22 protein-coding genes are annotated in these 22,312 nt (G+C 62.2%); 15 read left to right on the forward strand and 7 right to left on the reverse strand.

Annotation, left to right across the window (positions count from 1 at the left end; all coding sequences use genetic code 11):
* Positions 1–4: 4 nt before the first annotated feature.
* Positions 5–370, reverse strand: a complete 366-nt coding sequence (locus tag ACW9IB_RS15570; RefSeq protein ID WP_457366467.1) for a YkgJ family cysteine cluster protein — start codon at positions 368–370, stop codon at positions 5–7.
* A gap of 251 nt (positions 371–621) precedes the next feature.
* Between ACW9IB_RS15570 and ACW9IB_RS15575 the strand changes: the two genes are divergently transcribed.
* Positions 622–1,968 carry a spinster family MFS transporter gene (locus tag ACW9IB_RS15575; RefSeq protein WP_457414354.1) on the forward strand — a complete coding sequence of 449 codons (1,347 nt, stop codon included), beginning with the start codon at positions 622–624 and terminating at the stop codon, positions 1,966–1,968.
* Between the two features lie 140 nt (positions 1,969–2,108).
* Here ACW9IB_RS15575 and rapA read toward each other — a convergent pair whose 3' ends face one another.
* Positions 2,109–4,955: an RNA polymerase-associated protein RapA gene (gene rapA / locus ACW9IB_RS15580; protein ID WP_457366469.1), complete on the reverse strand. Its 2,847-nt coding sequence runs from the start codon at positions 4,953–4,955 to the stop codon at positions 2,109–2,111.
* A gap of 219 nt (positions 4,956–5,174) precedes the next feature.
* On the opposite strand from rapA, the gene ACW9IB_RS15585 reads away from it, so the two are divergent.
* Positions 5,175–5,516 (forward strand): aspartate-semialdehyde dehydrogenase, encoded by a 342-nt coding sequence (locus tag ACW9IB_RS15585; protein WP_457366470.1) that lies wholly within the window; start codon positions 5,175–5,177, stop codon positions 5,514–5,516.
* Positions 5,517–5,532: 16 nt separating this feature from the next.
* On the opposite strand, the gene ACW9IB_RS15590 is transcribed toward ACW9IB_RS15585, so the two are convergent.
* The 3 genes from ACW9IB_RS15590 to ACW9IB_RS15600 form a co-directional block, all read right to left on the reverse strand.
* Positions 5,533–6,714, reverse strand: a complete 1,182-nt coding sequence (locus ACW9IB_RS15590; protein WP_457414355.1) for an aminotransferase class V-fold PLP-dependent enzyme — start codon at positions 6,712–6,714, stop codon at positions 5,533–5,535.
* Positions 6,711–7,181, reverse strand: a complete 471-nt coding sequence (locus ACW9IB_RS15595; protein WP_457366472.1) for a RidA family protein — start codon at positions 7,179–7,181, stop codon at positions 6,711–6,713. Before ACW9IB_RS15595 ends, ACW9IB_RS15590 begins: the two co-directional genes overlap by 4 nt.
* 91 nt (positions 7,182–7,272) lie before the next feature.
* Positions 7,273–8,145, reverse strand: coding sequence for a LysR substrate-binding domain-containing protein (locus ACW9IB_RS15600; RefSeq protein ID WP_457366473.1), 873 nt, complete (start codon positions 8,143–8,145; stop codon positions 7,273–7,275).
* A gap of 132 nt (positions 8,146–8,277) precedes the next feature.
* Between ACW9IB_RS15600 and ACW9IB_RS15605 the strand changes: the two genes are divergently transcribed.
* On the forward strand, positions 8,278–8,439 hold the full coding sequence (locus ACW9IB_RS15605; RefSeq protein ID WP_457366474.1) for a hypothetical protein: 162 nt from the start codon (positions 8,278–8,280) through the stop codon (positions 8,437–8,439).
* 143 nt (positions 8,440–8,582) lie between these two features.
* Positions 8,583–8,699 (forward strand): cytochrome c oxidase subunit CcoM, encoded by a 117-nt coding sequence (ccoM, locus tag ACW9IB_RS15610; protein ID WP_457366475.1) that lies wholly within the window; start codon positions 8,583–8,585, stop codon positions 8,697–8,699.
* A 263-nt stretch (positions 8,700–8,962) separates the two neighbouring features.
* Here the strand turns inward: ccoM and ACW9IB_RS15615 are convergent, their stop codons facing one another.
* Both ACW9IB_RS15615 and ACW9IB_RS15620 read right to left on the reverse strand, forming a co-directional pair.
* Complete coding sequence (locus ACW9IB_RS15615; RefSeq protein ID WP_457366476.1) at positions 8,963–10,438, reverse strand: inorganic phosphate transporter; 1,476 nt, start codon at positions 10,436–10,438, stop codon at positions 8,963–8,965.
* 312 nt (positions 10,439–10,750) lie between these two features.
* The gene (locus tag ACW9IB_RS15620; RefSeq protein ID WP_457366477.1) at positions 10,751–10,951 is read right to left on the reverse strand and encodes a hypothetical protein; all 201 of its coding nucleotides are present in this window, start codon (positions 10,949–10,951) and stop codon (positions 10,751–10,753) included.
* Positions 10,952–11,488: 537 nt separating this feature from the next.
* Here ACW9IB_RS15620 and pcaR point away from each other — a divergent pair.
* The 11 genes from pcaR to pcaC all read left to right on the forward strand — a co-directional run bounded on the left by pcaR (position 11,489) and on the right by pcaC (position 22,264).
* Complete coding sequence (pcaR, locus tag ACW9IB_RS15625) at positions 11,489–12,331, forward strand: pca regulon transcriptional regulator PcaR (RefSeq protein WP_457366478.1); 843 nt, start codon at positions 11,489–11,491, stop codon at positions 12,329–12,331.
* A gap of 143 nt (positions 12,332–12,474) precedes the next feature.
* On the forward strand, positions 12,475–13,815 hold the full coding sequence (locus ACW9IB_RS15630; protein WP_457414356.1) for an aromatic acid/H+ symport family MFS transporter: 1,341 nt from the start codon (positions 12,475–12,477) through the stop codon (positions 13,813–13,815).
* A gap of 214 nt (positions 13,816–14,029) precedes the next feature.
* Complete coding sequence (locus ACW9IB_RS15635; protein WP_457366480.1) at positions 14,030–14,887, forward strand: CoA transferase subunit A; 858 nt, start codon at positions 14,030–14,032, stop codon at positions 14,885–14,887.
* Positions 14,887–15,666: a CoA-transferase subunit beta gene (locus tag ACW9IB_RS15640; RefSeq protein ID WP_457414357.1), complete on the forward strand. Its 780-nt coding sequence runs from the start codon at positions 14,887–14,889 to the stop codon at positions 15,664–15,666. Before ACW9IB_RS15635 ends, ACW9IB_RS15640 begins: the two co-directional genes overlap by 1 nt.
* Positions 15,663–16,868 (forward strand): 3-oxoadipyl-CoA thiolase, encoded by a 1,206-nt coding sequence (pcaF, locus tag ACW9IB_RS15645; RefSeq protein WP_457366498.1) that lies wholly within the window; start codon positions 15,663–15,665, stop codon positions 16,866–16,868. The genes ACW9IB_RS15640 and pcaF overlap by 4 nt, the downstream gene beginning before the upstream one ends.
* A 17-nt stretch (positions 16,869–16,885) precedes the next feature.
* On the forward strand, positions 16,886–17,590 hold the full coding sequence (gene pcaH / locus ACW9IB_RS15650) for a protocatechuate 3,4-dioxygenase subunit beta (RefSeq protein ID WP_457366482.1): 705 nt from the start codon (positions 16,886–16,888) through the stop codon (positions 17,588–17,590).
* Position 17,591: 1 nt separating this feature from the next.
* Entirely contained in the window at positions 17,592–18,158 is a 567-nt protein-coding gene (gene pcaG / locus ACW9IB_RS15655; protein ID WP_457366483.1) for a protocatechuate 3,4-dioxygenase subunit alpha, read from the forward strand.
* A gap of 191 nt (positions 18,159–18,349) precedes the next feature.
* Positions 18,350–19,645 carry an MFS family transporter gene (locus tag ACW9IB_RS15660; RefSeq protein ID WP_457414359.1) on the forward strand — a complete coding sequence of 432 codons (1,296 nt, stop codon included), beginning with the start codon at positions 18,350–18,352 and terminating at the stop codon, positions 19,643–19,645.
* Between the two features lie 10 nt (positions 19,646–19,655).
* Positions 19,656–21,011, forward strand: a complete 1,356-nt coding sequence (locus ACW9IB_RS15665) for a 3-carboxy-cis,cis-muconate cycloisomerase (protein WP_457414361.1) — start codon at positions 19,656–19,658, stop codon at positions 21,009–21,011.
* 10 nt (positions 21,012–21,021) lie between these two features.
* Positions 21,022–21,813 carry a 3-oxoadipate enol-lactonase gene (gene pcaD / locus ACW9IB_RS15670; RefSeq protein WP_457414363.1) on the forward strand — a complete coding sequence of 264 codons (792 nt, stop codon included), beginning with the start codon at positions 21,022–21,024 and terminating at the stop codon, positions 21,811–21,813.
* A 55-nt stretch (positions 21,814–21,868) separates the two neighbouring features.
* Positions 21,869–22,264, forward strand: coding sequence for a 4-carboxymuconolactone decarboxylase (gene pcaC, locus ACW9IB_RS15675; RefSeq protein WP_457366487.1), 396 nt, complete (start codon positions 21,869–21,871; stop codon positions 22,262–22,264).
* Positions 22,265–22,312: the final 48 nt, after the last annotated feature.

Below are 22,312 nucleotides of genomic sequence, written 5' to 3' on the forward strand. Positions count from 1 at the left end.
GATGCTAAGCGCTGATGGGCAGGCTGTCTGCGACGGGGGCTTGCAGCGGTGCCAGGCCAAAGGCGGCGCGGGCGGCATCGCAATCGACGTTCTGTTCGCCCTGGCTCCACGAGGCGTCGAATTCGCGACACGGACTGGAGCGTTGCTCATAAATTGAACAGCTGGTGGCTTTGCCCACTTCGCCTTCAAGGCTGCAGCAGCGCGCGGGTTTCTGATCGGTACCGATCATCGCCACGCGTGTGGGGTTGATCTGCACCACCAGGTCATCGGGCACGGTGCCGCCCGACGAGATGCACTCCCCCCAGAAGAAAGACACACGAAAGTATGAACAGCAGGCACCGCAATTCAGACACGGACTGGCTTCGGACATGGGCGTCATCATTAAGAAAGGTAAGAGGGGTGTACGGCGAGGCTCGCCATTCTAATCGCGCCATGGCCGTTTGGAAGAGGGGGGCGCACTTATATTTTTAGTCGGAAAAATCCCGTTACGCCGCCTGAAATTACGCACTATCAGCTTTACGAATCATTACAGACAACCGGCGCCCGCCTGATTATGTTGCAGACACCTGGGCAGGATGCATCGGGCATCGCTGCACTCATAACAATAAAAGAGACGGACCCATGCAGAACTCGACCCAAGCGACGAATGCCTGGCGCATTCTGTTCCTGCTGTTCCTCGCCAACCTGTTCAACTTCTTCGATCGCACCATTCCGGCGATCATCATTGAGCCCATTCGCATGGAATGGCACTTGAGCGACTTCCAGCTCGGCATCATCGGCACTGCCTTCACCATCATCTACGCCATCGCCGGCCTGCCCCTCGGGCGCCTGGCCGATACCGGCTCGCGCAGCAAGCTGATGGGTTGGGGGCTGTTCGCCTGGAGCGGCCTGACGGCAGTCAACGGCATGGTCGGCAGTTTCTGGACTTTTTTGCTGGTGCGCATGGGCATCGGGATCGGTGAGGCCAGCTATGCACCGGCGGCCAACTCGTTGATCGGCGACCTGTTTCCCGCGCACCGTCGGGCCCGGGCCATGGGGATTTTCATGCTGGGCCTGCCCTTGGGGCTGCTGCTGGCGTTTTTTACCATCGGCGCGATGGTCAAGGCGTTCGACAGTTGGCGTGCCCCGTTTTTCATCGCCGCCGTGCCGGGGTTGATCCTCGCGGTGTTCATGTTCTACATCAAGGAGCCCAAACGCGGCGCGGCGGAAACCGTGCACGTCTCCCAGGAACGCGTCGACCGCCCGATTCGTCGCGTGCTGGCGGTGCCGACCTTTCTCTGGTTGGTGCTGGCCGGGCTGTGTTTCAACTTTGCCACCTACGCCTGTAACTCGTTCCTGGTGCCGATGTTGCAACGCTATTTCCTGCTGCCGCTGCAGGATGCCGCCGTCGCCACCGGGGTGATTGTCGGCGTGACCGGCTTGGTCGGCCTGACCCTGGGCGGCTGGATCGCCGACAAGATCCATCAGCGCGTCGCCAATGGTCGGCTGTTGTTCGCCGCGTTCAGCCTGGTCATCTCCACCGTCACCACGGCCTGGGCGCTGCACGCCGGGCGTATCGAGATTGGCGTATTCGTGGCGCTGTTCAGTGTGGGCTGGCTGTTTGCCTATAACTTCTACACCTGCGTGTACACCGCGATCCAGGATGTGGTCGAGCCGCGCCTGCGGGCCACGGCGATGGCACTGTTTTTTGCCGGGCTGTATTTGCTGGGTGGGGGCATGGGGCCGATTGTGGTCGGTGGCTTGTCCGACCATTTTGCCCATTCGGCTATGTATGCGGCGGGGGCAGAACAGATGACCGAGGCGTACAAGGCGGTGGGGCTGCATGACGCCATGTACCTGATTCCGGTGGCGCTGTTTTTGACCCTGTTGTTTCTGTTCCAGGCGTCGCGCAGCTTTGTGCGGGATGCCAGGAAGATGAAGGAGGGGTTGGGCGCAGTGGAGGTGCCGGCTGCGGTGGCAACAGCCTGAGACCGAGATGGCTTCATCGCAGGCAAGCCAGCTCCCACAGGGGATTGCATTCCAAATGTGGGAGCCGGGCTTGCCCGCGATGAGGCCCTGAAAGCCACTAACAAAGGCCCGCATTGCGCGGGCCTTTTTTCAAGCAGCGATCAACCTGCGACCAATACCCGAATCGCTTCCAGACGCAAAGCCGCTTTATCCAGCATCGCCAAACCTTGCTCACGCTGGTTGCGCAGCGCGACCAGTTCACTGTCACGCACGGTCGGGTTGACCGCTTGCAACGCGGTCAGGCGTGCCAGTTCTTCGTCGGTGTCTGCGGCCAGGCGGCGTTTCGCTTCGGCGACGCGCTCGGCATGTTGCGGGGTGATCTTCGCTTCGCCGGCGTTGATCCGTGGCGTCAGCTGGTCGCGCTGGGCCTGGACGAACTTGTTGGCGCTGGCCCGCGGTACGCCTTCCAGCTGGTCGTTGAGGGTCACGAACGACACGCGGCTCGACAGGTCGTTGCCATTGGTGTCCAGCAGGCAGCGCAAGGCCGCCGGTGGCAGGTAACGGCCTAATTGCAACGAGCGCGGCGCGACTACTTCACTGACGTAAAGCAGCTCCAGCAATACGGTGCCCGGCTTGAGCGCTTTGTTCTTGATCAGCGCCACGGCGGTGTTGCCCATGGAGCCGGACAGCACGAGGTCCATGCCACCTTGCACCATCGGGTGTTCCCAGGTGATGAACTGCATGTCTTCGCGCGACAGCGCCTGGTCGCGGTCGTAGGTGATGGTCACGCCTTCGTCGTCGCCCAGGGGGAAGCTGGCGTCGAGCATTTTTTCGCTGGGCTTGAGGATCAGCGCGTTTTCCGAATGGTCTTCGCTGTCGATGCCGAACGCGTCGAACAGGGTTTCCATATAGATCGGCAGGGCGAATTGATCGTCTTGCTCCAGGATGGCTTCCACCAGCGCATCGCCTTCGCCGGCGCCGCCGGAGTTCAGCTCCAGCAGGCGGTCGCGGCCGGTGTGCAGCTCTTCTTCCAGACGCTCGCGCTCGGCACGGGCTTCATCGATCAGGGCTTGCCACTCGCCGTCGTCGGCGTTTTCCAGCAACGGCAGCAGGCGCGGGCCGAACTGATGCTGCAGGGCGTTACCGGTCGGGCAGGTGTTGAGAAACGCGTTGAGTGCCTCGTGGTACCACTGGAACAGACGCTCCTGCGGGCTGGTTTCCAGGTACGGTACGTGCAGTTCGATCACATGCTTCTGGCCGATCCGGTCCAGACGGCCGATCCGCTGTTCCAGCAGGTCGGGGTGGGACGGCAGGTCGAACAGCACCAGGTGGTGGGAGAACTGGAAGTTGCGGCCTTCACTGCCGATCTCGGAGCAGATCAGCACCTGGGCGCCGAACTCTTCGTCAGCGAAGTAGGCGGCGGCGCGGTCACGTTCGAGAATGTTCATGCCCTCGTGGAACACCGTGGCCGGAATGCCGGAGCGCACGCGCAGGGCGTCTTCCAGGTCCATGGCGGTTTCGGCATGGGCGCAGATCACCAGCACTTTGGTGCGCTTGAGCATTTTCAGCTGGTCGATCAGCCACTCGACGCGCGGGTCGAAGCGCCACCAGCGGTTTTCTTCCTCGATGTCCGGCTGCGACTGGAAGCTGACTTCCGGGTACAGCTCGGCGTGTTCGCCCAGCGGCAGTTCAAGGTATTCGTCCGGGTTCGGCAGCGGGTAGGCGTGCAGTTTGCGCTCCGGGAAGCCCTGCACCGCGGCGCGGGTGTTGCGGAACAGCACGCGGCCGGTGCCGTGGCGGTCGAGCAGTTCACGCACCAGGCGGGCGCTGGCTTCGGTGTCGCCATCGTTGACGGCGGTCAGCAGCGCTTCGCCTTCGTTGCCGAGGAAACCCTGGATGGTCTGGTGGGCGGCCGGTGACAGACGGCCCTTGTCCAGCAGTTCCTGCACGGCTTCGGCCACCGGGCGGTAGTTCTCGCTCTCGGCGCGGAAGGCGGCGAGGTCGTGGAAGCGGTTCGGGTCCAGCAGGCGCAGGCGTGCGAAGTGGCTGTCCTGGCCCAGTTGTTCCGGGGTGGCGGTGAGCAGCAACACGCCAGGAATGACCTCGGCCAGTTGCTCGACCAGCGCGTATTCCGGGCTGACCTTGTCTTCATGCCAGACCAGGTGGTGGGCTTCGTCGACCACCATCAAGTCCCAACCGGCGGCGAACAGCGCATCCTGGGCCTTTTCGTCATCCACCAGCCACTCCAGGGCCACGAGCGCGAGCTGGGTGTCTTCGAACGGGTTGGTGGCATCGCTTTCGATAAAGCGCTCTTCGTCGAACAGCGCTACTTGCAGGTTGAAGCGGCGGCGCATTTCCACCAGCCACTGGTGCTGCAGGTTTTCCGGCACCAGGATCAGCACGCGGCTGGCGCGGCCCGAGAGCAGTTGGCGATGGATCACCAGGCCGGCTTCGATGGTCTTGCCCAGGCCCACTTCGTCGGCCAGCAATACCCGTGGCGCGATACGGTCGGCGACTTCACGGGCAATGTGCAATTGGTGGGCAATCGGTTGCGCACGTACGCCACCCAAGCCCCACAACGACGACTGCAATTGGCGGCTGGTGTGTTCCAGGGTGTGGTAGCGCAGCGAGAACCAGGCCAGCGGGTCGATCTGCCCGGCGAACAGGCGGTCGCTGGCCAGGCGGAACTGGATGAAGTTGGACAGTTGGGTTTCCGGCAGGGTGACCTGTTCGTTCTGCCCGTTGAGGCCGTGGTAAACCAGCAGGCCGTCGACGTCGTCGACTTCCTGCACGGTCATCTTCCAGCCTTCGAAATGGGTGATGGAGTCACCCGGCGAAAACCTCACGCGGGTGAGGGGCGCATTCCGTAGCGCATACTGGCGGGTGTCGCCAGTGGCCGGATAGAGCACGGTCAACAAGCGGCCGTCCTGTGCCAGAACGGTGCCTAACCCCAGCTCTGCTTCGCTGTCACTAATCCAGCGTTGCCCCGGTTGATACTGCTGCGCCATGCTGCCTGACTCCCGCCGTGAAAAAGCCGACTATCTTAACGGAACAAGCCCCCCAGCCAAAGGACTCTGACAAAAACTACTCCGTTTGGGTGAAGCTTCGGAAGCCGAATCGACGGGTGGCGGGCACTTGCGAGTGTCGACTGGGTCACAGGTTGGCGAGCGGGCGCTCAAGTCAGCCTGCGCCCCGCCGACAGCCTGTTGACCAGGAGAATTAACCTTATGTTGCCACCCATGCTGCCCGTCAACGTTGTGCCGGTCACGTCACAACTTGACCCGGTGCGCCAGAAGCCGGATATACCGCCCGTGGTGCCAGTGCAGCCGGGTTCCAACGAAAGCACCATCGACCTGAAAAAGGGCGATGCCGAGCAGTCGACCTTTCTGTTGCGCGAAGAACAGCGTCGTCAGCAGGAGCAACAAAAGCGCCGGCGCGAAGCCGACGAAGACCCGGAGCAGCACCTGGCGATCCCTGGCAACGAGCTTAACGCCGACAACACTGTGCCCGTGGTGCCGCTGATCGAAGACGCACCGCGCCAGGGCTTGTGGGTGGACGTCGAAGTCTAGGCGCTGTACGAAAAGCCTAGTCGCGCAACTCCCGCAGGGCCGCCAGCAACAGCTCGATGTCGTCATCGGTGTTGAGCGGGCTGACGGAAATCCGCGCAATGCTGTTCAGACCCCGTGCCTGCATATCCAGCGGGGTATACGCCACGCCGTTGGCGCCGATATTGATCCGCTTCAATCCCAGTCGCCGCTTGAGCTCGAAGGCCTCCCAACCGGCCAGGTTGAAGGCGATCAGGCCTGAGTGGGTCGTTCCCAAATCATGCAGGCTGATGCCCGGGATCTGACGCAGGGCTGTACGAATCCGTTCGCTGGTCTGGGCAACCCGCTGCCATGCCCGCTCGATACCCAGTCGATTCATCTCTTGCAAGGCATTCCCCAGGCCGGCCAGCAGGGCGAGGGACGCTTCGCTGGTTTCAAAGCGCCGGGCGTCGTTGCGCAGGTCGAAACCCTGGGCATTCCAGGGCGCCGAAAACACATCGCGCTGGGCCGGCTCAAGGCGGTGCAGGAACTCCGGCCGCACATACAGCAACGCCGTGCCCCGTGGCCCGCGCAGGTGTTTGCGGCCTGCCGACTTGAGCACATCGCAGTGCAGCGCCTTGACATCCACCGGTATCTGGCCGACGGCCTGCCCGGCATCGATGAAGTAGGGGATGCCGTGACGCCGGGCTACTTCGCCGATGGCCTGGGCCGGGTTGATCAGGCCGCCATTGGCCGGCAGCCAGGTGAGGTCGATCAGTTTGACGTGGTCATCGATCATCGCCTCCAGCGCAATCGGGCAGACCGCGCCGCTGTCATCACACGGGATGACTTCCACGCGGGCCCCGGCTTGCACCGCCAGTTCCATGCTGGCCAGGTTGCCGCCCCATTCGTGACGCCCGACCAGAATTCGGTCGCCAGGCTGCCACCGCCCCAGCGCCTGGAACGCCAGGCTCCAGGCGCTCGAACCACTGCTGGCAAAGGCAATCGAAGACGCCGGCGCGTTGAGCAGTTGTCCGGCAGCGCGTCGGGCTTTTTCCACCAGCACCGCGCCGTGTTCGCCGGCCTCCATCGGGCCGTCGCGGGCTTCGCGTTGCAGTTGCTCGGTGACTGCGTCGAGGGTCGCCTGGCTGGGCAGGGACGCACCGGCATGGTTGAAGTGCACGATGCCGGACTGGCAGCCAGGCGTGTCGTCCCGCAGATGCTGGACTTCCAGCGGGCTCACGGCTGCAGCTCGAAAATCGCGTCAACCTCCACCGCTACGCCGGCGGGCAGGCTGGACACCCCAACGGCGGTGCGCACATGACGGCCCTGGTCGCCGAGGGCGTTGACCAGCAGATTCGAGGCGCCATTGGCCACGACGCTCTGTTGCTTGAAGTCACCGCTGCTGGCGATGAATACGCCCAGGCGCACGGTGCGGACCAGCCGCGACAGGTCATCCCCGAGTGCGTGGCTCAATTGCCCCAACAGACCCAGCGCCGCGAGCTCGGCGGCCTGGGCGCCTTCGGCATCGCTGAGGGATTCGCCCAGCCGACCGATAAAGGCAGGCTTGCCGTCGATCAACGGGATTTGCCCGGAGATGAACAGCTGGTTCTGGCTGATCACGTGGTTGATGTAGTTGGCGATCGGCTGGCTGGGTGTTGGCAAGCTCAGGCCGAGGCCTTGTACACGTTGGCGGATGGAAGTACTCATGGCGAAATCCTCAGGGTTGACGAGGTTTCAGCATGGCGGTCGTGCGATGGAGCGACAAACGGATAGATCTCACACGACGTATCGAAAAAACTCACGCGTCGGCGCAGGCGTCCTTCAGCCAGTCGCTGAAGCACCGCGCCGCTTCGCTGATCGGTGCTTGAGGGGCGATCAGCCAGTAGCCGATATCGCTGTGAAACGGCGGCCAATCGAAGGCTTCCACCAGGCTGCCGTCCTGGAGCCGGCGTTCGATCAAATGGTGGCGGCCCATGGCGATGCCTTGGCCGGCCACGGCGGCTTCGACCACGATGTTGTAGTCGTGCAGCATCACCCGAGGGTGGCGTTCCAGATCGACCTGATAGTGGGCAGACCAATCCGTCCACTCGAAAGGGCGGTGCGAGGTGGCCATCAACAGCGGGCCGTTGTGCAATTGGCTGGCCTTGAACCCTGGGCTGCATACGGGAGAGATGATTTCTGCCATCAGTCGTGTGGCCTGTACGTCGGGCCAGTCTCCCTTGCCATAGCGGATAGCCAGGTCGACCTCGGCGGCAGCGACGTTCGCCAGTTGAATCGCCGGTAACAGCTCCACCTGGATATGCGGGTAGCGGCTGAGAAACCCCGCCAGTCGCGGTGCCAACCATAGCGTGGCAAAGGAGGCGAGCAGACCGATGCGCAGCACCGTGGCGCTGGGCGTTTCCCGTTGGGTTCGGGTGGCGGCGGCGATGGCGTCCAGGGCGGGGCGGATCTCGTCGTAATAGTGTTGACCGTCTGTCGTCAGATCAATGGCACGGGTGCGTCGGATAAATAAGGGTTTACCCAGGTACTGTTCGAGCTTTTGCACCTGGTGACTCAAGGCGCTCTGGGTTACCGACAATTCATTCGCCGCCTTGATAAAGCTCAAGTGCCGCGCCACGGCTTCAAAGGCGCGCAGGGCCAACAGCGGGGGAAGGTTGTTGTGCAGTGCCATCAGCGTGCTTCTATCGAACCTGGAGACATGGCGATTTTGGGCGATGACCTGCCGTTTGTCGCGCGCTGAATTTGCCGTAACGTAGGAGAGGCCGCATTATTGAGCCAATCCCGCCACGACGTAAGCCAAGCCATGAGTGATGATGACAAGCTGATCGACCTGAATGCCGAGCGTGCCAAACGTATTCACGACCTCAACGACAAACGTTTGAATGAAGTACGCCAGGCGTTTGAGCAGGCGATGCCGCTGGGCAAAAGCAAGAAAAAGTCGAAGAACAAACCGAAAAAGCGTTGAAGCGACTTGCATCTCTTGATGCAGGTCAGCAGTTGCCTTTCTTTACGCCCCTTTGCGGGCGACATTGATCCCCGTCAATTTTTCAAACCGCGTTCTCCATTAACTTAGCCCTATCGCAACAGGGCAAGTGCAGGAGGCCGATCATGTTTTTCGACAATGTGGTCTTCGCCGGAGTGCTGACGGTCAGCCTCATGGTGATGTTTTTTGCAGGGTTTGGAATTTTTATCTGGAGAGACGCGAATAAGCGCAACAAGCGCTGAGTCGCTTCGGATACAGGGGCACGCAAGGCATTTTGGGCGACTTCGGTCGCCCTTTTTTTTGCCTGCTATTTAACAAACGAAGATCAACTGTGGGAGCCGGGCTTGCCCGCGATAGTGGAGTGTCAGTCGATGATGTTTTGGCTGGCACCGTGCAATCGCGGGCAAGCCCGGCTCCCACAATTGGACCTTGACGGATTTAAAGTCAGGCAATAAAAAAAGGTGCGAACCTCGCGGATCGCACCTTTTTTATTGCGGGCGTTTTATCAACTGCCCAGCGCCTTGGACGCCAGCCAGAACAACCCGGCCGACAGGCCCACGGTGGCGGGCAGGGTGAGTACCCAGGCCATCAGGATGGTCTTCACGGTGCCGCCTTGCAGGCCGCTCTTGTTGGCGACCATGGTGCCGGCCACGCCCGAGGACAGTACGTGGGTGGTGGACACCGGCAGGCTGAAGATGTTGGCCAGGCCGATCATGCTGGCGGTGGTGATCTGGGCCGACATGCCCTGGGCATAGGTCATGCCCTGCTTGCCGATCTTTTCACCAATGGTCAGTACCACGCGTTTCCAGCCGACCATGGTGCCCAGGCCCAAAGCCAGTGCCACGGCGAGGATCACCCAGAACGGGGCGTATTCGGTGGTGGCGGTCAGGTCCTTGCGCAACTTGTCGAGGTCGGACTTCTCACGCGCATCCAGGCCCGGCAACTTGCCGACTTTCTTCGCGGTGTCGTCCAGGCACAGCAAGTAACGGCGCACTTCGATACGGTGTTCGGCGGTCAGCGAGTGATAGTCGGAAACACCTTTGAGGGTGCTGACCAGCGCATTGATGGTTGGCTCGGTCTGCTGCGGGTTGCACTGGAACTTGCCGGGCAGGTCGTCTTTCACGCTTTTGCCCAAGGCCAGGAACTCGCCGAGGGTCGCGTTATTGCGCTGATAGAACTGGCTCAGGTGCACGGTGGCGTCGCGGGTGCGTTCGATCTGGTAAGTGGTGCTGCCCAGGTCGAGTACGAATTGCGCCGGAACGATGCCGATCAGCACCAGCATGATCAGGCCGATACCCTTCTGGCCGTCGTTGGAACCGTGCACGAAACTCACGGCCATGGCGGAAATCACCAGGACCAGGCGGTTCCAGAAGGGCGGGTGCTTCTTGTCGTCGAGCTTGCGGCGCTGGTCCGGGGTTTTGTGCATCTTGGACAGCGGGCGCCACCATTTGAGGCCGATCAGCACCAGTGCGGCGACCAGGAAGCCCGCCATTGGCGAGAACACCAGGGAGGCGCCGATATCGATCGCTTTCTGCCAGTTCACCCCGTCCGCCAGGGGAATGTCGTTGATCAGGGCGTTGGCCAGACCGACGCCGAGGATCGAACCGATCAGGGTATGGGAGCTGGAAGCGGGAATACCGAAGTACCAGGTCCCCAGGTTCCAGGTGATGGCGGCTGCCAGCAACGAGAAGACCATGGCCAGGCCGTGGCCGGTGTTCACATTGATCAGCAACTCCACCGGCAGCAAGTGCACGATGGCGTAGGCGACACCCACACCGCCGAGCAGCACGCCGAGGAAGTTGAACACCCCGGAGAAGAACACGGCCAGGTGAGGTGGCATGGCTTTGGTGTAGATGACTGTGGCCACCGCGTTAGCGGTGTCATGAAAGCCATTGATGAACTCGAAGGCGAGGACAAAGGCCAGGGCGAGCAACAGGCTCACTAGAACCCAAGCATCCAGTCCGCTGAATAAATCGATCATGAAGGTTTTCTGACCCGGTCGTAAGGGGGCGCGATTATGCCAGAAAACCTTGGTAATCGATGCACTAGCTGCTCATCGGTAACAATCTTCAATGAAAAAAAACTTGGGAATCCCATGCATCCCAGGGTTTACGGGGCTTTGACAAGTCTTTGATTTATAAAGCCTGGGCCGAGTGGCAGGGCGTTTTGTCATCAAAACGTCAAGTCTGAAACATTTGTATGAAATTTCACCGCTGACCGAGAGAGGCAAGCTTTCCGACTGCTAGCCATAAGCCAGCTACCGAGGCTTGACCAAGGGCTCGAACCGAAGGGCTCAGGGCTCGTCGGCCTTGAGTTCCTGTTCAATCTTCTGGATTTCCTGAGCGAAGGCCTGATCGAGCAGGCTGGCTCGTTTGCGCCAGGGTTTGCGTTCAGGTTCCGGTTGGGCGGCGTAAGTGGTGACTTCTCCGCCGTAAACATCCTTGTAACGTTGCTCCTGGCGCTCAAGTTCCGCGCGCAGTTCATCTTTCGTCACAGTATTACCTAATTAAGTTGAGGGTCATGACAGTAGAGCGTTATTCCTGAATACCGACCGCGAGGTATTTCAAATTGAACCCTTCAAGTTTGAAACAGGCCGGGCGGTGACTCTTGCCGGCTGTCCTTCCGGACAGATACTTGCGAACTGCTGTGCACGGTGTGTGCAGGAGTGGCGAAGTCCGATCCCGGTATGAGCAGCGCTGAACGCCATACAGGCCGTAGTATAACGATGCATTCGAATAAAACTATCACTCTGAAGTTAAAAACTGCCCACTTTGTGTGAGCGTTTTGTTACACGACAGCGTCGGAACTTGTTGAGTTTCTGGCGCCATGAATCTTACGGGCATCCAAGCGCATTACAGCAAACTTCCACTTTAAGGGGGCAGCACGATAGTGCGTGTCAAAATTGCGATAATCGAATGGCTGTCCGATAATCGCACAATGTTGCCGATGCCGTCTTGTGCATCCCGACAGGCGCGGCTTGTAATAGCCGCCAACCCTCCCAGTGGTCAAAAACAAGAGAAAGGATCCCGAGATGAACGATCAATTGCGCAACTCCTTCGCGTCAGTGGCGCCCCCGATCGTTGCCTCCCCGGCCAAGCGCATCCAGGCCCTTACCGGCGATCCGGACTTCATGACCTCCCTGGCCCGGGGCCTTGCCGTGGTGCAGGCGTTCCAGGAGCGCAAGCGTCACCTGACCATTGCCCAGATCAGTCACCGTACGGAAATCCCCCGCGCCGCCGTGCGCCGATGCCTGCACACCCTGATCAAACTCGGCTACGCCACCACCGACGGACGTACTTACTCACTGCTGCCCAAGGTCCTGACCCTGGGTCATGCCTATTTGTCGTCCACACCCCTGGCGGTGTCGGCCCAGCCCTATCTGGACCGCATGAGCGAGCAACTGCACGAAGCCTGCAACATGGCTACCCTCGAAGGCGACGACATCCTCTACATCGCCCGTTCGGCCACCACTCAGCGCCTGATTTCCGTGGACCTGTCGGTCGGTGGCCGGCTGCCGGCGTATTGCACGTCCATGGGCCGCATCCTGTTGGCGGCACTGGATGACGCTTCGCTGCAGGACTACCTCGACCATGCCGACCTGCAAACCAAGACCAGCCGCACCCTCACCACGCCCCAGGCCTTGTTCGAATGCTTGCAGCAAGTGCGACAGCAGGGTTGGTGCATCGTCGATCAGGAATTGGAGCAGGGGCTGCGGTCCATTGCGGTGCCGGTGTATGACGCGTCCGGCCAGGTGCTGGCGGCGCTCAACGTCAGCACCCACGCGGCCCGGGTCAGCCGCAGCGAGCTGGAGCAGCGATTCCTGCCGAGCATGCTCAGTGCCAGCCGTGAGTTGAGCGCGCAGCTGTTTGCCTAAGTGTTCGGTGATCGCACAGATCCCGGTCTGATGAATTGACGGTGTTTCCCCCGGCTTATTAATGTGCGGCAGCGCTCCCAGAGTGCTCCATAACAACGATGGCCGCAGGTCGTCAGCCCGCCCCCGGTGTGGAAATAAAAATAATGAATCAGCCTTCTGTCGGTACTCCCCTGGACGTGCAGTCCTTTATCAACGCCCAGCCACTGTCGCGCTATCAGTGGCGCGTGGTGATCCTGTGTTTCCTGATCGTTTTCCTCGATGGCCTCGACACCGCCGCCATGGGCTTTATTGCGCCGGCCCTGTCCCAGGACTGGGGCATCGACCGCGCAAGCCTCGGCCCGGTGATGAGTGCCGCATTGATCGGCATGGTGTTCGGTGCCCTGGGTTCCGGCCCGCTGGCCGACCGTTTTGGCCGCAAAGTCGTGCTGGTGGGCGCGGTGCTGGTGTTCGGTGCCTTCAGCCTGGCGTCAGCCTACAGCAGCAACGTCGACCAGCTGCTGGTGCTGCGTTTCCTCACCGGGCTGGGCCTGGGCGCCGGCATGCCGAATGCCACCACGCTGCTGTCCGAATACACGCCTGAACGGCACAAGTCGCTGTTGGTCACCAGCATGTTTTGTGGTTTCAACCTGGGCATGGCCGGTGGCGGGTTTATTTCGGCCAAGCTGATCCCGGCGTTCGGCTGGCATGCGCTGTTGATGATCGGTGGGATCCTCCCGCTGATATTGGTGGTGGTCCTGATGCTGTGGCTGCCGGAGTCGGCGCGTTACCTGGTGGTGCGCAACCGGGGCACGGACAAGGTGCGCAAAACCCTGTCGCCCATCGAGCCCGGCATCGTTGCCCAGGCCACCAGCTTCAGCGTGCCCGAGCAAAAAACCGTCAAGGCTCGCAATGTGTTCGCGGTGATTTTCTCCGGTACCTACAGCGCCGGCACCTTGCTGCTGTGGCTGACTTATTTCATGGGCCTGGTCATCGTGTACCTGCTGACCAGCTGGCTGCCGACCCTGATGCGTGACAGTGGCGCGAGCCTGGAGCAGGCCGCGTTCATCGGTGCGCTGTTCCAGTTCGGTGGCGTGTTGAGCGCGGTCGGTGTGGGCTGGGCGATGGATCGCTTCAATCCCCACAAGGTTATCGGCACTTTCTACCTGCTGGCCGGGGTGTTTGCCTACGCGGTGGGACAGAGCCTGGGCAACATCACGCTGCTGGCGACGCTGGTGCTGATCGCCGGGATGTGCGTCAACGGCGCGCAATCGGCGATGCCCTCCCTGGCGGCACGTTTCTACCCCACCCAGGGTCGCGCCACCGGTGTGTCGTGGATGCTTGGCATTGGTCGCTTCGGCGCCATCCTGGGGGCCTGGATGGGCGCCACGCTGCTGGGCCTGGGCTGGAACTTCGAACAGGTGCTCACCGCGTTGGTGATTCCCGCTGCGCTGGCCACTGCGGCAGTGGTGATCAAGGGGCTGGTCAGCCACGCCGACGCCACCTGAGGCCCGACGCGGTAAAAATGTGGGAACAACCAATGTGGGAGCGGGCTTCCACATGCACCGTGTGGATCCGGATGGTTAGCAAGATAACAATCCGTTCGATAATCGAACACTGAGTCGATTATCGGATTGTTTGACCCATTTCCCCGGCTTAACCTTCAAGCACTTCGGCGCCACCTCAGCGCCTTTTTCGATCCACACCGGGAGCCCGAACCCCATGGCTGAAATTCTTGCGCTGCGCGACGCGGTGAAGCACTTCGTGAACGACGGCGATACCGTTGCACTGGAAGGCTTCACCCACCTGATCCCTACGGCAGCGGGTCATGAAATCATTCGTCAGGGCAAGAAAGACCTGACGTTGGTGCGCATGACGCCTGACCTGATCTACGACCAGTTGATCGGCGCCGGTTGTGCCCGCAAGTTGATTTTCTCCTGGGGCGGCAACCCGGGCGTGGGCTCACTGCATCGCCTGCGTGACGCGGTGGAGAAGCAATGGCCGCAACCGCTGGAAATCGAAGAACACAGCCACGCTGACCTGGCCAATGCCTACGTCGCCGGCGCTTCCGGCCTGCCGTTCGCCGTGCTGCGTGCCTACGCCGGCTCCGACCTGCCCAAGGTCAACCCGTTGATCAAGAGCGTGACCTGCCCGTTCACCGGCGAAGTGCTGGCGGCGGTGCCTTCAGTGCGTCCGGACGTCACGGTGATCCACGCGCAAAAAGCCGACCGCAAGGGCAACGTACTGCTGTGGGGCATTCTGGGGGTGCAGAAGGAAGCGGCCCTGGCAGCCAAACGCTGCATCGTGACCGTCGAGGAGATCGTCGATGACCTGAACGCCCCGATGAATGCCTGTGTGTTGCCGACCTGGGCACTGACCGCCGTGTGCCATGTGCCAGGCGGCGCGCACCCGTCCTACGCCCACGGTTACACCGAGCGCGACAACCGCTTTTATCAGGCGTGGGACCCGATTGCCCGTGACCGTGGGACTTTTACCGCCTGGATCGACGAATACATCCACGGCACCGCCGACTTCAGTGAATTCCAGGCCAAGCTGGCCACCGCGCAGGAGGCTCAGTAATGGCTTACTCCACCAATGAAATGATGACCGTCGCCGCGGCGCGCCGCCTCAAGAACGGCTCCGTCTGCTTTGTCGGCATCGGCCTGCCGTCCAAGGCCGCCAACCTGGCGCGCCTGACCTCGTCGCCGGACGTGGTGCTGATCTACGAATCCGGCCCGATTGGCGCCAAACCCTCGGTGCTGCCGCTGTCCATCGGTGACGGCGAACTGGCCGAAACCGCGGATACCGTGGTGCCGACCGGCGAGATCTTTCGCTACTGGCTGCAGGGCGGACGTATCGACGTAGGCTTCCTCGGTGCGGCCCAGGTCGACCGTTTCGGCAACATCAACACCACCGTGGTGGGTGACTATCATCAGCCCAAGGTTCGTTTGCCGGGTGCCGGTGGCGCGCCGGAAATCGCCGGTTCCGCCAAGAGCGTGCTGATCATCCTCAAGCAGTCGGCGCGCTCGTTTGTCGACAAGCTGGACTTCATCACCTCGGTCGGTCACGGCGAAGGCGGCGATTCGCGCAAACGCCTCGGCCTGCCGGGCGCCGGGCCTGTAGGCATCATTACCGACCTGTGCATCATGGAGCCGGAAGCCGGCACCCATGAATTCGTGGTCACCGCGCTGCACCCTGGCGTGACCCGCGAGCAAGTGGTGGCCGCGACCGGCTGGCCGATTCGGTTTGCCGCTGAAGTGAGCACCACTGCCGAACCCACCGAAATCGAATTGACGGCCTTGCGCGACCTCGAAGCCCGCACCGCCGCAGCCCATGGCCAAGCGCCGGGAGAAGCCTGATGCGCGACGTATTTATCTGTGACGCCATTCGTACCCCCATCGGCCGTTTCGGCGGGGGCCTGTCCACCGTGCGTGCCGACGACCTGGCGGCGCTGCCGATCAAGGCACTGATCGAGCGCAACCCGTCGGTGGACTGGAGCGCGGTGGATGAAGTGTTCCTCGGCTGCGCCAACCAGGCCGGTGAAGACAACCGCAACGTGGCGCGCATGGCGCTGTTGCTGGCCGGGTTGCCGGACAGCATTCCGGGTGTGACCCTCAACCGCCTGTGCGCTTCGGGCATGGATGCGATCGGCACCGCTTTCCGTGCCATCGCCAGTGGGGAAATGGAGTTGGCGCTGGCCGGTGGCGTCGAGTCGATGTCCCGCGCGCCGTTCGTGATGGGCAAGGCCGACACGGCGTTTTCACGCAACATGAAGCTGGAAGACACCACCATCGGCTGGCGTTTCATCAACCCGCTGATGAAGGCCCAGTACGGCGTGGATGCGATGCCGCAAACCGCCGACAACGTCGCTGACGACTACAAGGTATCCCGTGCCGACCAGGACGCCTTCGCCCTGCGCAGCCAACAACGCACCGCTGCCGCGCAGGCGGCCGGGTTCTTCGCCGAAGAGATCGTGCCGGTGCGCATCGCTCATAAAAAAGGCGAGACCCTCGTTGAACACGATGAACACCCACGGGCCGACACCACCCTGGAAGCGTTGACCAGACTCAAACCGGTCAATGGCCCGGACAAGACGGTCACCGCCGGCAATGCCTCCGGCGTGAATGACGGGGCGGCGGCGTTGATCCTGGCTTCCGCCGAGGCGGTCAAGCAACACGGCCTGACCGCCCGCGCCCGTGTGCTGGGCATGGCCAGCGCCGGTGTGGCGCCGCGTGTGATGGGCATCGGCCCGGTTCCGGCGGTTCGCAAGCTGGTGGAGCGCCTCGGCCTGGCGGTGACCGATTTCGACGTGATCGAACTCAACGAAGCCTTCGCCAGCCAAGGCTTGGCGGTGTTGCGCGAGCTGGGCATCGCCGACGACGCGCCGCAGGTCAACCCGAACGGCGGCGCGATCGCCCTTGGCCACCCGCTGGGCATGAGCGGCGCGCGCCTGGTGTTGACCGCCTTGCATCAGTTGGAAAAAACCGGCGGCCGCAAGGGCCTTGCGACCATGTGCGTGGGTGTCGGCCAAGGCCTGGCCCTGGCCATTGAACGCATCTAACAAGAGAGGATGGCTTCATGAGTGACAAGCCCGGTTACCGGCGCCCGCAAGCGGGCACTCAACCTGATTACCTGCACCCGGCCTATCAGTCGACGAACCTGCGTTCGCCGTCCAAGCCGCTGGTGTTTCTGCCCCATTCCCTGTCGGAAATCACCGGCCCGACCATCGGCGCCGAGCGGGTCAACCCGAAGGACAACGACCTCACTGCCCAGCATGACGGCGAGCCCCAGGGCGAGCGCATCATCATTCACGGGCGCGTGCTGGATGAAAACGGCCTGCCGGTGCCGGGCATTCTCGTGGAGATCTGGCAGGCCAACGCCGCCGGGCGCTACAACCACAAGCGCGACCTGCACGACGCGCCGTTGGACCCGAACTTCAGCGGCACCGGACGCACCGTCACCGACGCCGATGGCTGGTACCAGTTCCAGACCATCAAGCCTGGCGCCTACCCGTGGGGCAACCACCACAACGCGTGGCGCCCGGCGCACATCCACTTTTCGCTGTTCGGCCCCAGCGTGCTGACGCGACTGGTCACACAGATGTACTTCCCCGGCGACCCGCTGCTGGAATATGACCCGATCTACAACTGCGTACCGGACACCTCGGCCAAGGAACGCTTGATCGCGCGTTTCGACCTGGAAAAAACCATTCCTTCCTATGCCCTCGGCTACCGCTGGGACATCGTCCTGCGTGGCCGCGACGCTACGCCGATGGAGAAATGAGATGACACTCAACGCGACCACGTCCCATACCGTCGGGCCGTATTACCACATCGGCCTGACCTGGCTGAACCGCGAAGACCTGACCACTGCCGCCACCCTCGGCGAGCGCGTGGCGATCAGCGGTCAGGTGGTGGATGGCAATGGCGATGTCGTCAATGACGCCATGCTCGAGGTCTGGCAGGCCAATGCCGCCGGCAAATACGACCACCCGGAAGATGAGCAGGACAAGGCTGTAGACCCCAGCTTCGAAGGCTTTGGACGGGTGCCGGTCGATGGGGAAGGGCGGTTTCGCTTCACCACCATCAAGCCCGGCGCCGTGCCGGGATTGCACGGCACCACCCAAGCGCCGCACCTGGTGGTGCTGGTGTTTGCCCGTGGGTTGGTGAAGCACCTGTTGACGCGGATTTATTTTGACGGTGAAGCGCTGAATGGCGATGACCCGCTGCTCGGGTGTGTGCCGTCAGAACGGCGCAACACCTTGATTGCCAAGCCTGATGCAGAGGGTGTGCATCAGTGGAATGTGATCTTGCAGGGCACGGACAGGGAGACGGTGTTCTTCGATTATTGAGTTGGTCTTGAGGGCCCCATCGCAGGCAAGCCCGCTCCCACATTTCGAATGTATTCACAAATCAAATTGTGGGAGCGGGCTTGCCCGCGATGACGCCCGTTCAAACAACCCCTATCCAAAAGTCTGCTTGCGGAACATGGTTGTTGCAAAGTATGTCTAGGCTATACCCGTTCCCACTGAGTGAAAAAAACATGACAACAACAACGAGTCACTACACCGGAGAAGAACGCAGCAAACGGATTTTTGCAATTGTCGGGGCCTCCTCCGGCAACCTGGTCGAATGGTTCGACTTCTACGTTTATGCCTTCTGTGCCATCTACTTTGCCCCGGCGTTTTTCCCGTCGGACGACCCCACGGTCCAACTGCTCAACACCGCCGGCGTGTTCGCCGCCGGGTTCCTGATGCGGCCTATCGGCGGCTGGCTGTTTGGCCGGGTGGCCGACAAACATGGTCGCAAAAACTCGATGATGATCTCGGTGCTGATGATGTGCGCCGGCTCGCTGGTCATCGCCTTTCTGCCCACCTACAAGGACATCGGTGCCTGGGCCCCGGCGTTGCTGTTGGTGGCGCGGCTGTTCCAGGGCCTGTCGGTGGGCGGCGAATACGGCACCACTGCGACTTACATGAGTGAGGTCGCGCTCAAGGGCCAACGCGGTTTCTTCGCCTCCTTCCAGTACGTGACCCTGATCGGCGGGCAACTGCTGGCGGTGCTGGTGGTGGTGATCCTGCAACAGATCCTCAGCGAAGAAGAGCTGCGGGCCTGGGGCTGGCGGATTCCGTTCGTGATCGGCGCCATTGCCGCCGTGATTTCGTTGTTGCTGCGCCGCTCCCTGAAGGAAACCACCAGCAAGGAAATGCGTCAGGACAAGGACGCCGGCAGCATGGCCGCGCTGTTCCGTCATCACAAAGCCGCGTTTATTACTGTGCTGGGTTATACCGCCGGTGGCTCGCTGATTTTCTACACCTTTACCACCTACATGCAGAAGTACCTGGTGAACACCGCCGGGATGCACGCCAAGACCGCCAGCTACATCATGACCGGCGCGCTGTTCCTGTACATGTGCATGCAGCCGTTGTTCGGCATGCTCTCCGACAAGATCGGTCGACGTAATTCGATGCTCTGGTTCGGTGCCCTCGGCACACTGTGCACCGTGCCGATCCTGCTGACGCTGAAGACCGTGACCAGCCCGTTCCTGGCCTTTGTGCTGATCTCCCTGGCCCTGGCCATCGTGAGTTTCTACACCTCCATCAGCGGCCTGGTGAAAGCGGAAATGTTCCCGCCTCACGTGCGTGCCCTGGGTGTGGGCCTGGCGTATGCGGTGGCCAACGCAATCTTTGGTGGCTCGGCGGAATATGTGGCCCTGGGCCTCAAGTCCATGGGCATGGAAAACACCTTCTACTGGTACGTCACCGGCATGATGGCCGTGGCCTTCCTGTTCAGCCTGCGCCTGCCGAAACAGGCGGAGTACTTGCACCACGATCTGTAAGGGACGCGTTATGACACTGCGCACGGGCAATCAATTGTTCGACGCTTACTTCACGACGGGCAGCATGGCCGAGGTGTTCTGCGACCAGGGCCGGCTTCAGGGCATGCTGGATTTCGAAGCGGCGCTGGCCCGGGCCCAGGCCCGGGTGGGAGTGATTCCCCAGGCCGCCGTCGCGCCGATCGCCCAGGCTTGCCTGGCCTCGCTGTACGACGTGGATGCCCTCGGCGTGGCGATTGCCACGGCGGGGAATTCGGCGATTCCGCTGGTGAAAGCGTTGGGCACCTTGATTGCCGCAGAAGATGCCGGGGCCGAGCGTTACGTACATCTGGGCGCGACCAGCCAGGATGTGATGGACACCGGCCTGGTGCTGCAACTGCGGCGGGCGTTGGCGCTGATTGAGAAGGACCTGGCGCGCCTGGGCGATGTTCTGGCCGCCCAGGCCCAGCGTTATGCCGCTGTTCCCCTGGCCGGGCGGACCTGGTTGCAGCACGCAACGCCCGTCACCCTGGGGATGAAGATCGCCGGTTGGCTGGGGGCGGTGACGCGTAGCCGGCAGCGACTTGCCGAGCTGAAACCGCGCCTGCTGGTGCTGCAGTTCGGTGGCGCGTCCGGCACCCTGGCGGCGCTGGGCGAGCAGGCCATGCCGGTGGCCGCGGCGTTGGCCGAAGAGCTACAACTGGGACTGCCCGAACAACCCTGGCACACCCAGCGTGACCGTCTGGTGGAGTTCGCCAGTGTGTTGGGCCTGATCGCCGGCAGCCTCGGCAAGCTGGGGCGTGATGTGAGTTTGTTGATGCAGACCGAAGCGGCGGAAGTCTTCGAGCCCTCGGCGCCGGGCAAGGGCGGCTCGTCCACCATGCCCCACAAGCGCAACCCGGTGGGCGCGGCGGTGTTGATCAGCGCTGCGACCCGAGTGCCCGGGCTGGTGGCGACGATGTTCAGCGCCATGCCCCAGGAACACGAGCGCAGCCTGGGCCTGTGGCATGCCGAATGGGAGACCCTGCCGGAGATTTGCCGTGTGGTTTCCGGTGCACTGCAACAGGCGTTGCTGGTGAGCGAAGGCCTGGAAGTCGACGCCGAGCGCATGGGAAAAAATCTCGACCTGACCCAGGGGCTGGTGCTGGCCGAAGCGGTGAGCATTGTGCTCGCCCAGCGCCTGGGTCGCGAGACCGCGCACCATCTGCTGGAGCAAGCCTGCAAGCGTGCCGTTGCGCAAGGGCGGCATTTGCGTGCGGTGCTGGCCGATGAGCCGCAGGTCACCGCCGAGTTGTCCGCCGCCGAACTGGACCGTCTGCTCGACCCGGCCCACTACCTTGGCCAGGCCCAGACCTGGGTCACCCGTGCCATCACCGAACACTTTGCTTGAGGAGAACGCTGTGCCTTTTGTCCACCTTGCTGACGGCGACCTGCATTACCAACTGGATGGGCCGGAGGGGGCGCCGGTGCTGGTGCTGTCCAACTCGCTGGGCACCGATTTGCACATGTGGGATATCCAGATCCCGGCGTTCACCGAGCATTTTCGTGTGCTGCGTTTCGACACCCGCGGCCATGGCAAATCCCTGGTGACCCCGGGCCCTTACCGCATCGAACAGTTGGGTCGCGATGTGATCGCGCTGTTGGATGCGCTGGAGATTCAACGTGCGCATTTCTGTGGCTTGTCCATGGGCGGTTTGATTGGCCAATGGTTGGGGATTCACGCGGGCGAGCGCCTGAACCGGTTGGTGGTATGCAACACCGCCGCCAAAATCGGCACGCCCGAGGTATGGAACCCGCGCATCGAGATGGTCTTGCGCGATGGCACTGCGGCGATGGTCGCGCTGCGCGATGCATCGATTGCGCGTTGGTTCACCGCCGATTTCGCCGAAGCCCGGCCTGACCAGGCCAAGCTGATCACCGATATGTTGGCGGCCACTTCGCCTGACGGCTATGCGGCCAACTGCGGCGCCGTGCGCGATGCGGATTTTCGTGAGCAGTTGTCGTCGATCAAGGCTCCGACCCTGGTGATTGCCGGCAGCGAAGACGCGGTGACGCCGCCCGCCGGCAGCCACTTTATCCAGGCCCATGTACAGGGCGCGGAGTATGCCGAGTTCTATGCGGCGCACCTGTCCAACGTGCAGGCGGGGGCGGCGTTCAGCGATCGTGTGCTGGAATTTCTGCTGGCGTACTAAACCGGTGGCAATGCCGCTCACCACACGTAATCGATTTGAATACGGAGAATTTGTCGTGGACGAGAAACAACGTTACGCCGAAGGCCTGCAAGTGCGCCGCGAAGTGCTGGGCGACGCCCATGTCGACCGCAGCCTCAACGCCCTGAGCGAATTCAACAGCGAGTTCCAGGAAATGATCACCCGCCACGCCTGGGGCGATATCTGGACCCGGCCAGGCCTGCCACGGCACACCCGCAGCCTGATCACCATCGCCATGCTGATCGGCATGAACCGCAGCGAAGAGCTCAAGCTGCACCTGCGCGCCGCCGCCAGCAACGGCGTGACCCGCGCCGAGATCAAGGAAGTGCTGATGCAGAGCGCGATCTACTGCGGGATTCCGGCGGCGAATGCGACCTTCCATTTGGCGGAGTCGGTGTGGGATGAGCTGGGCGTGGAGTCCCGCGAAGCCTGAATTGAAATGTGGTCAACCTGTGGGAGCAGGCTTGCTCGCGAATACGGT

It is taken from the genome of Pseudomonas sp. SDO524_S393, from assembly GCF_054071875.1.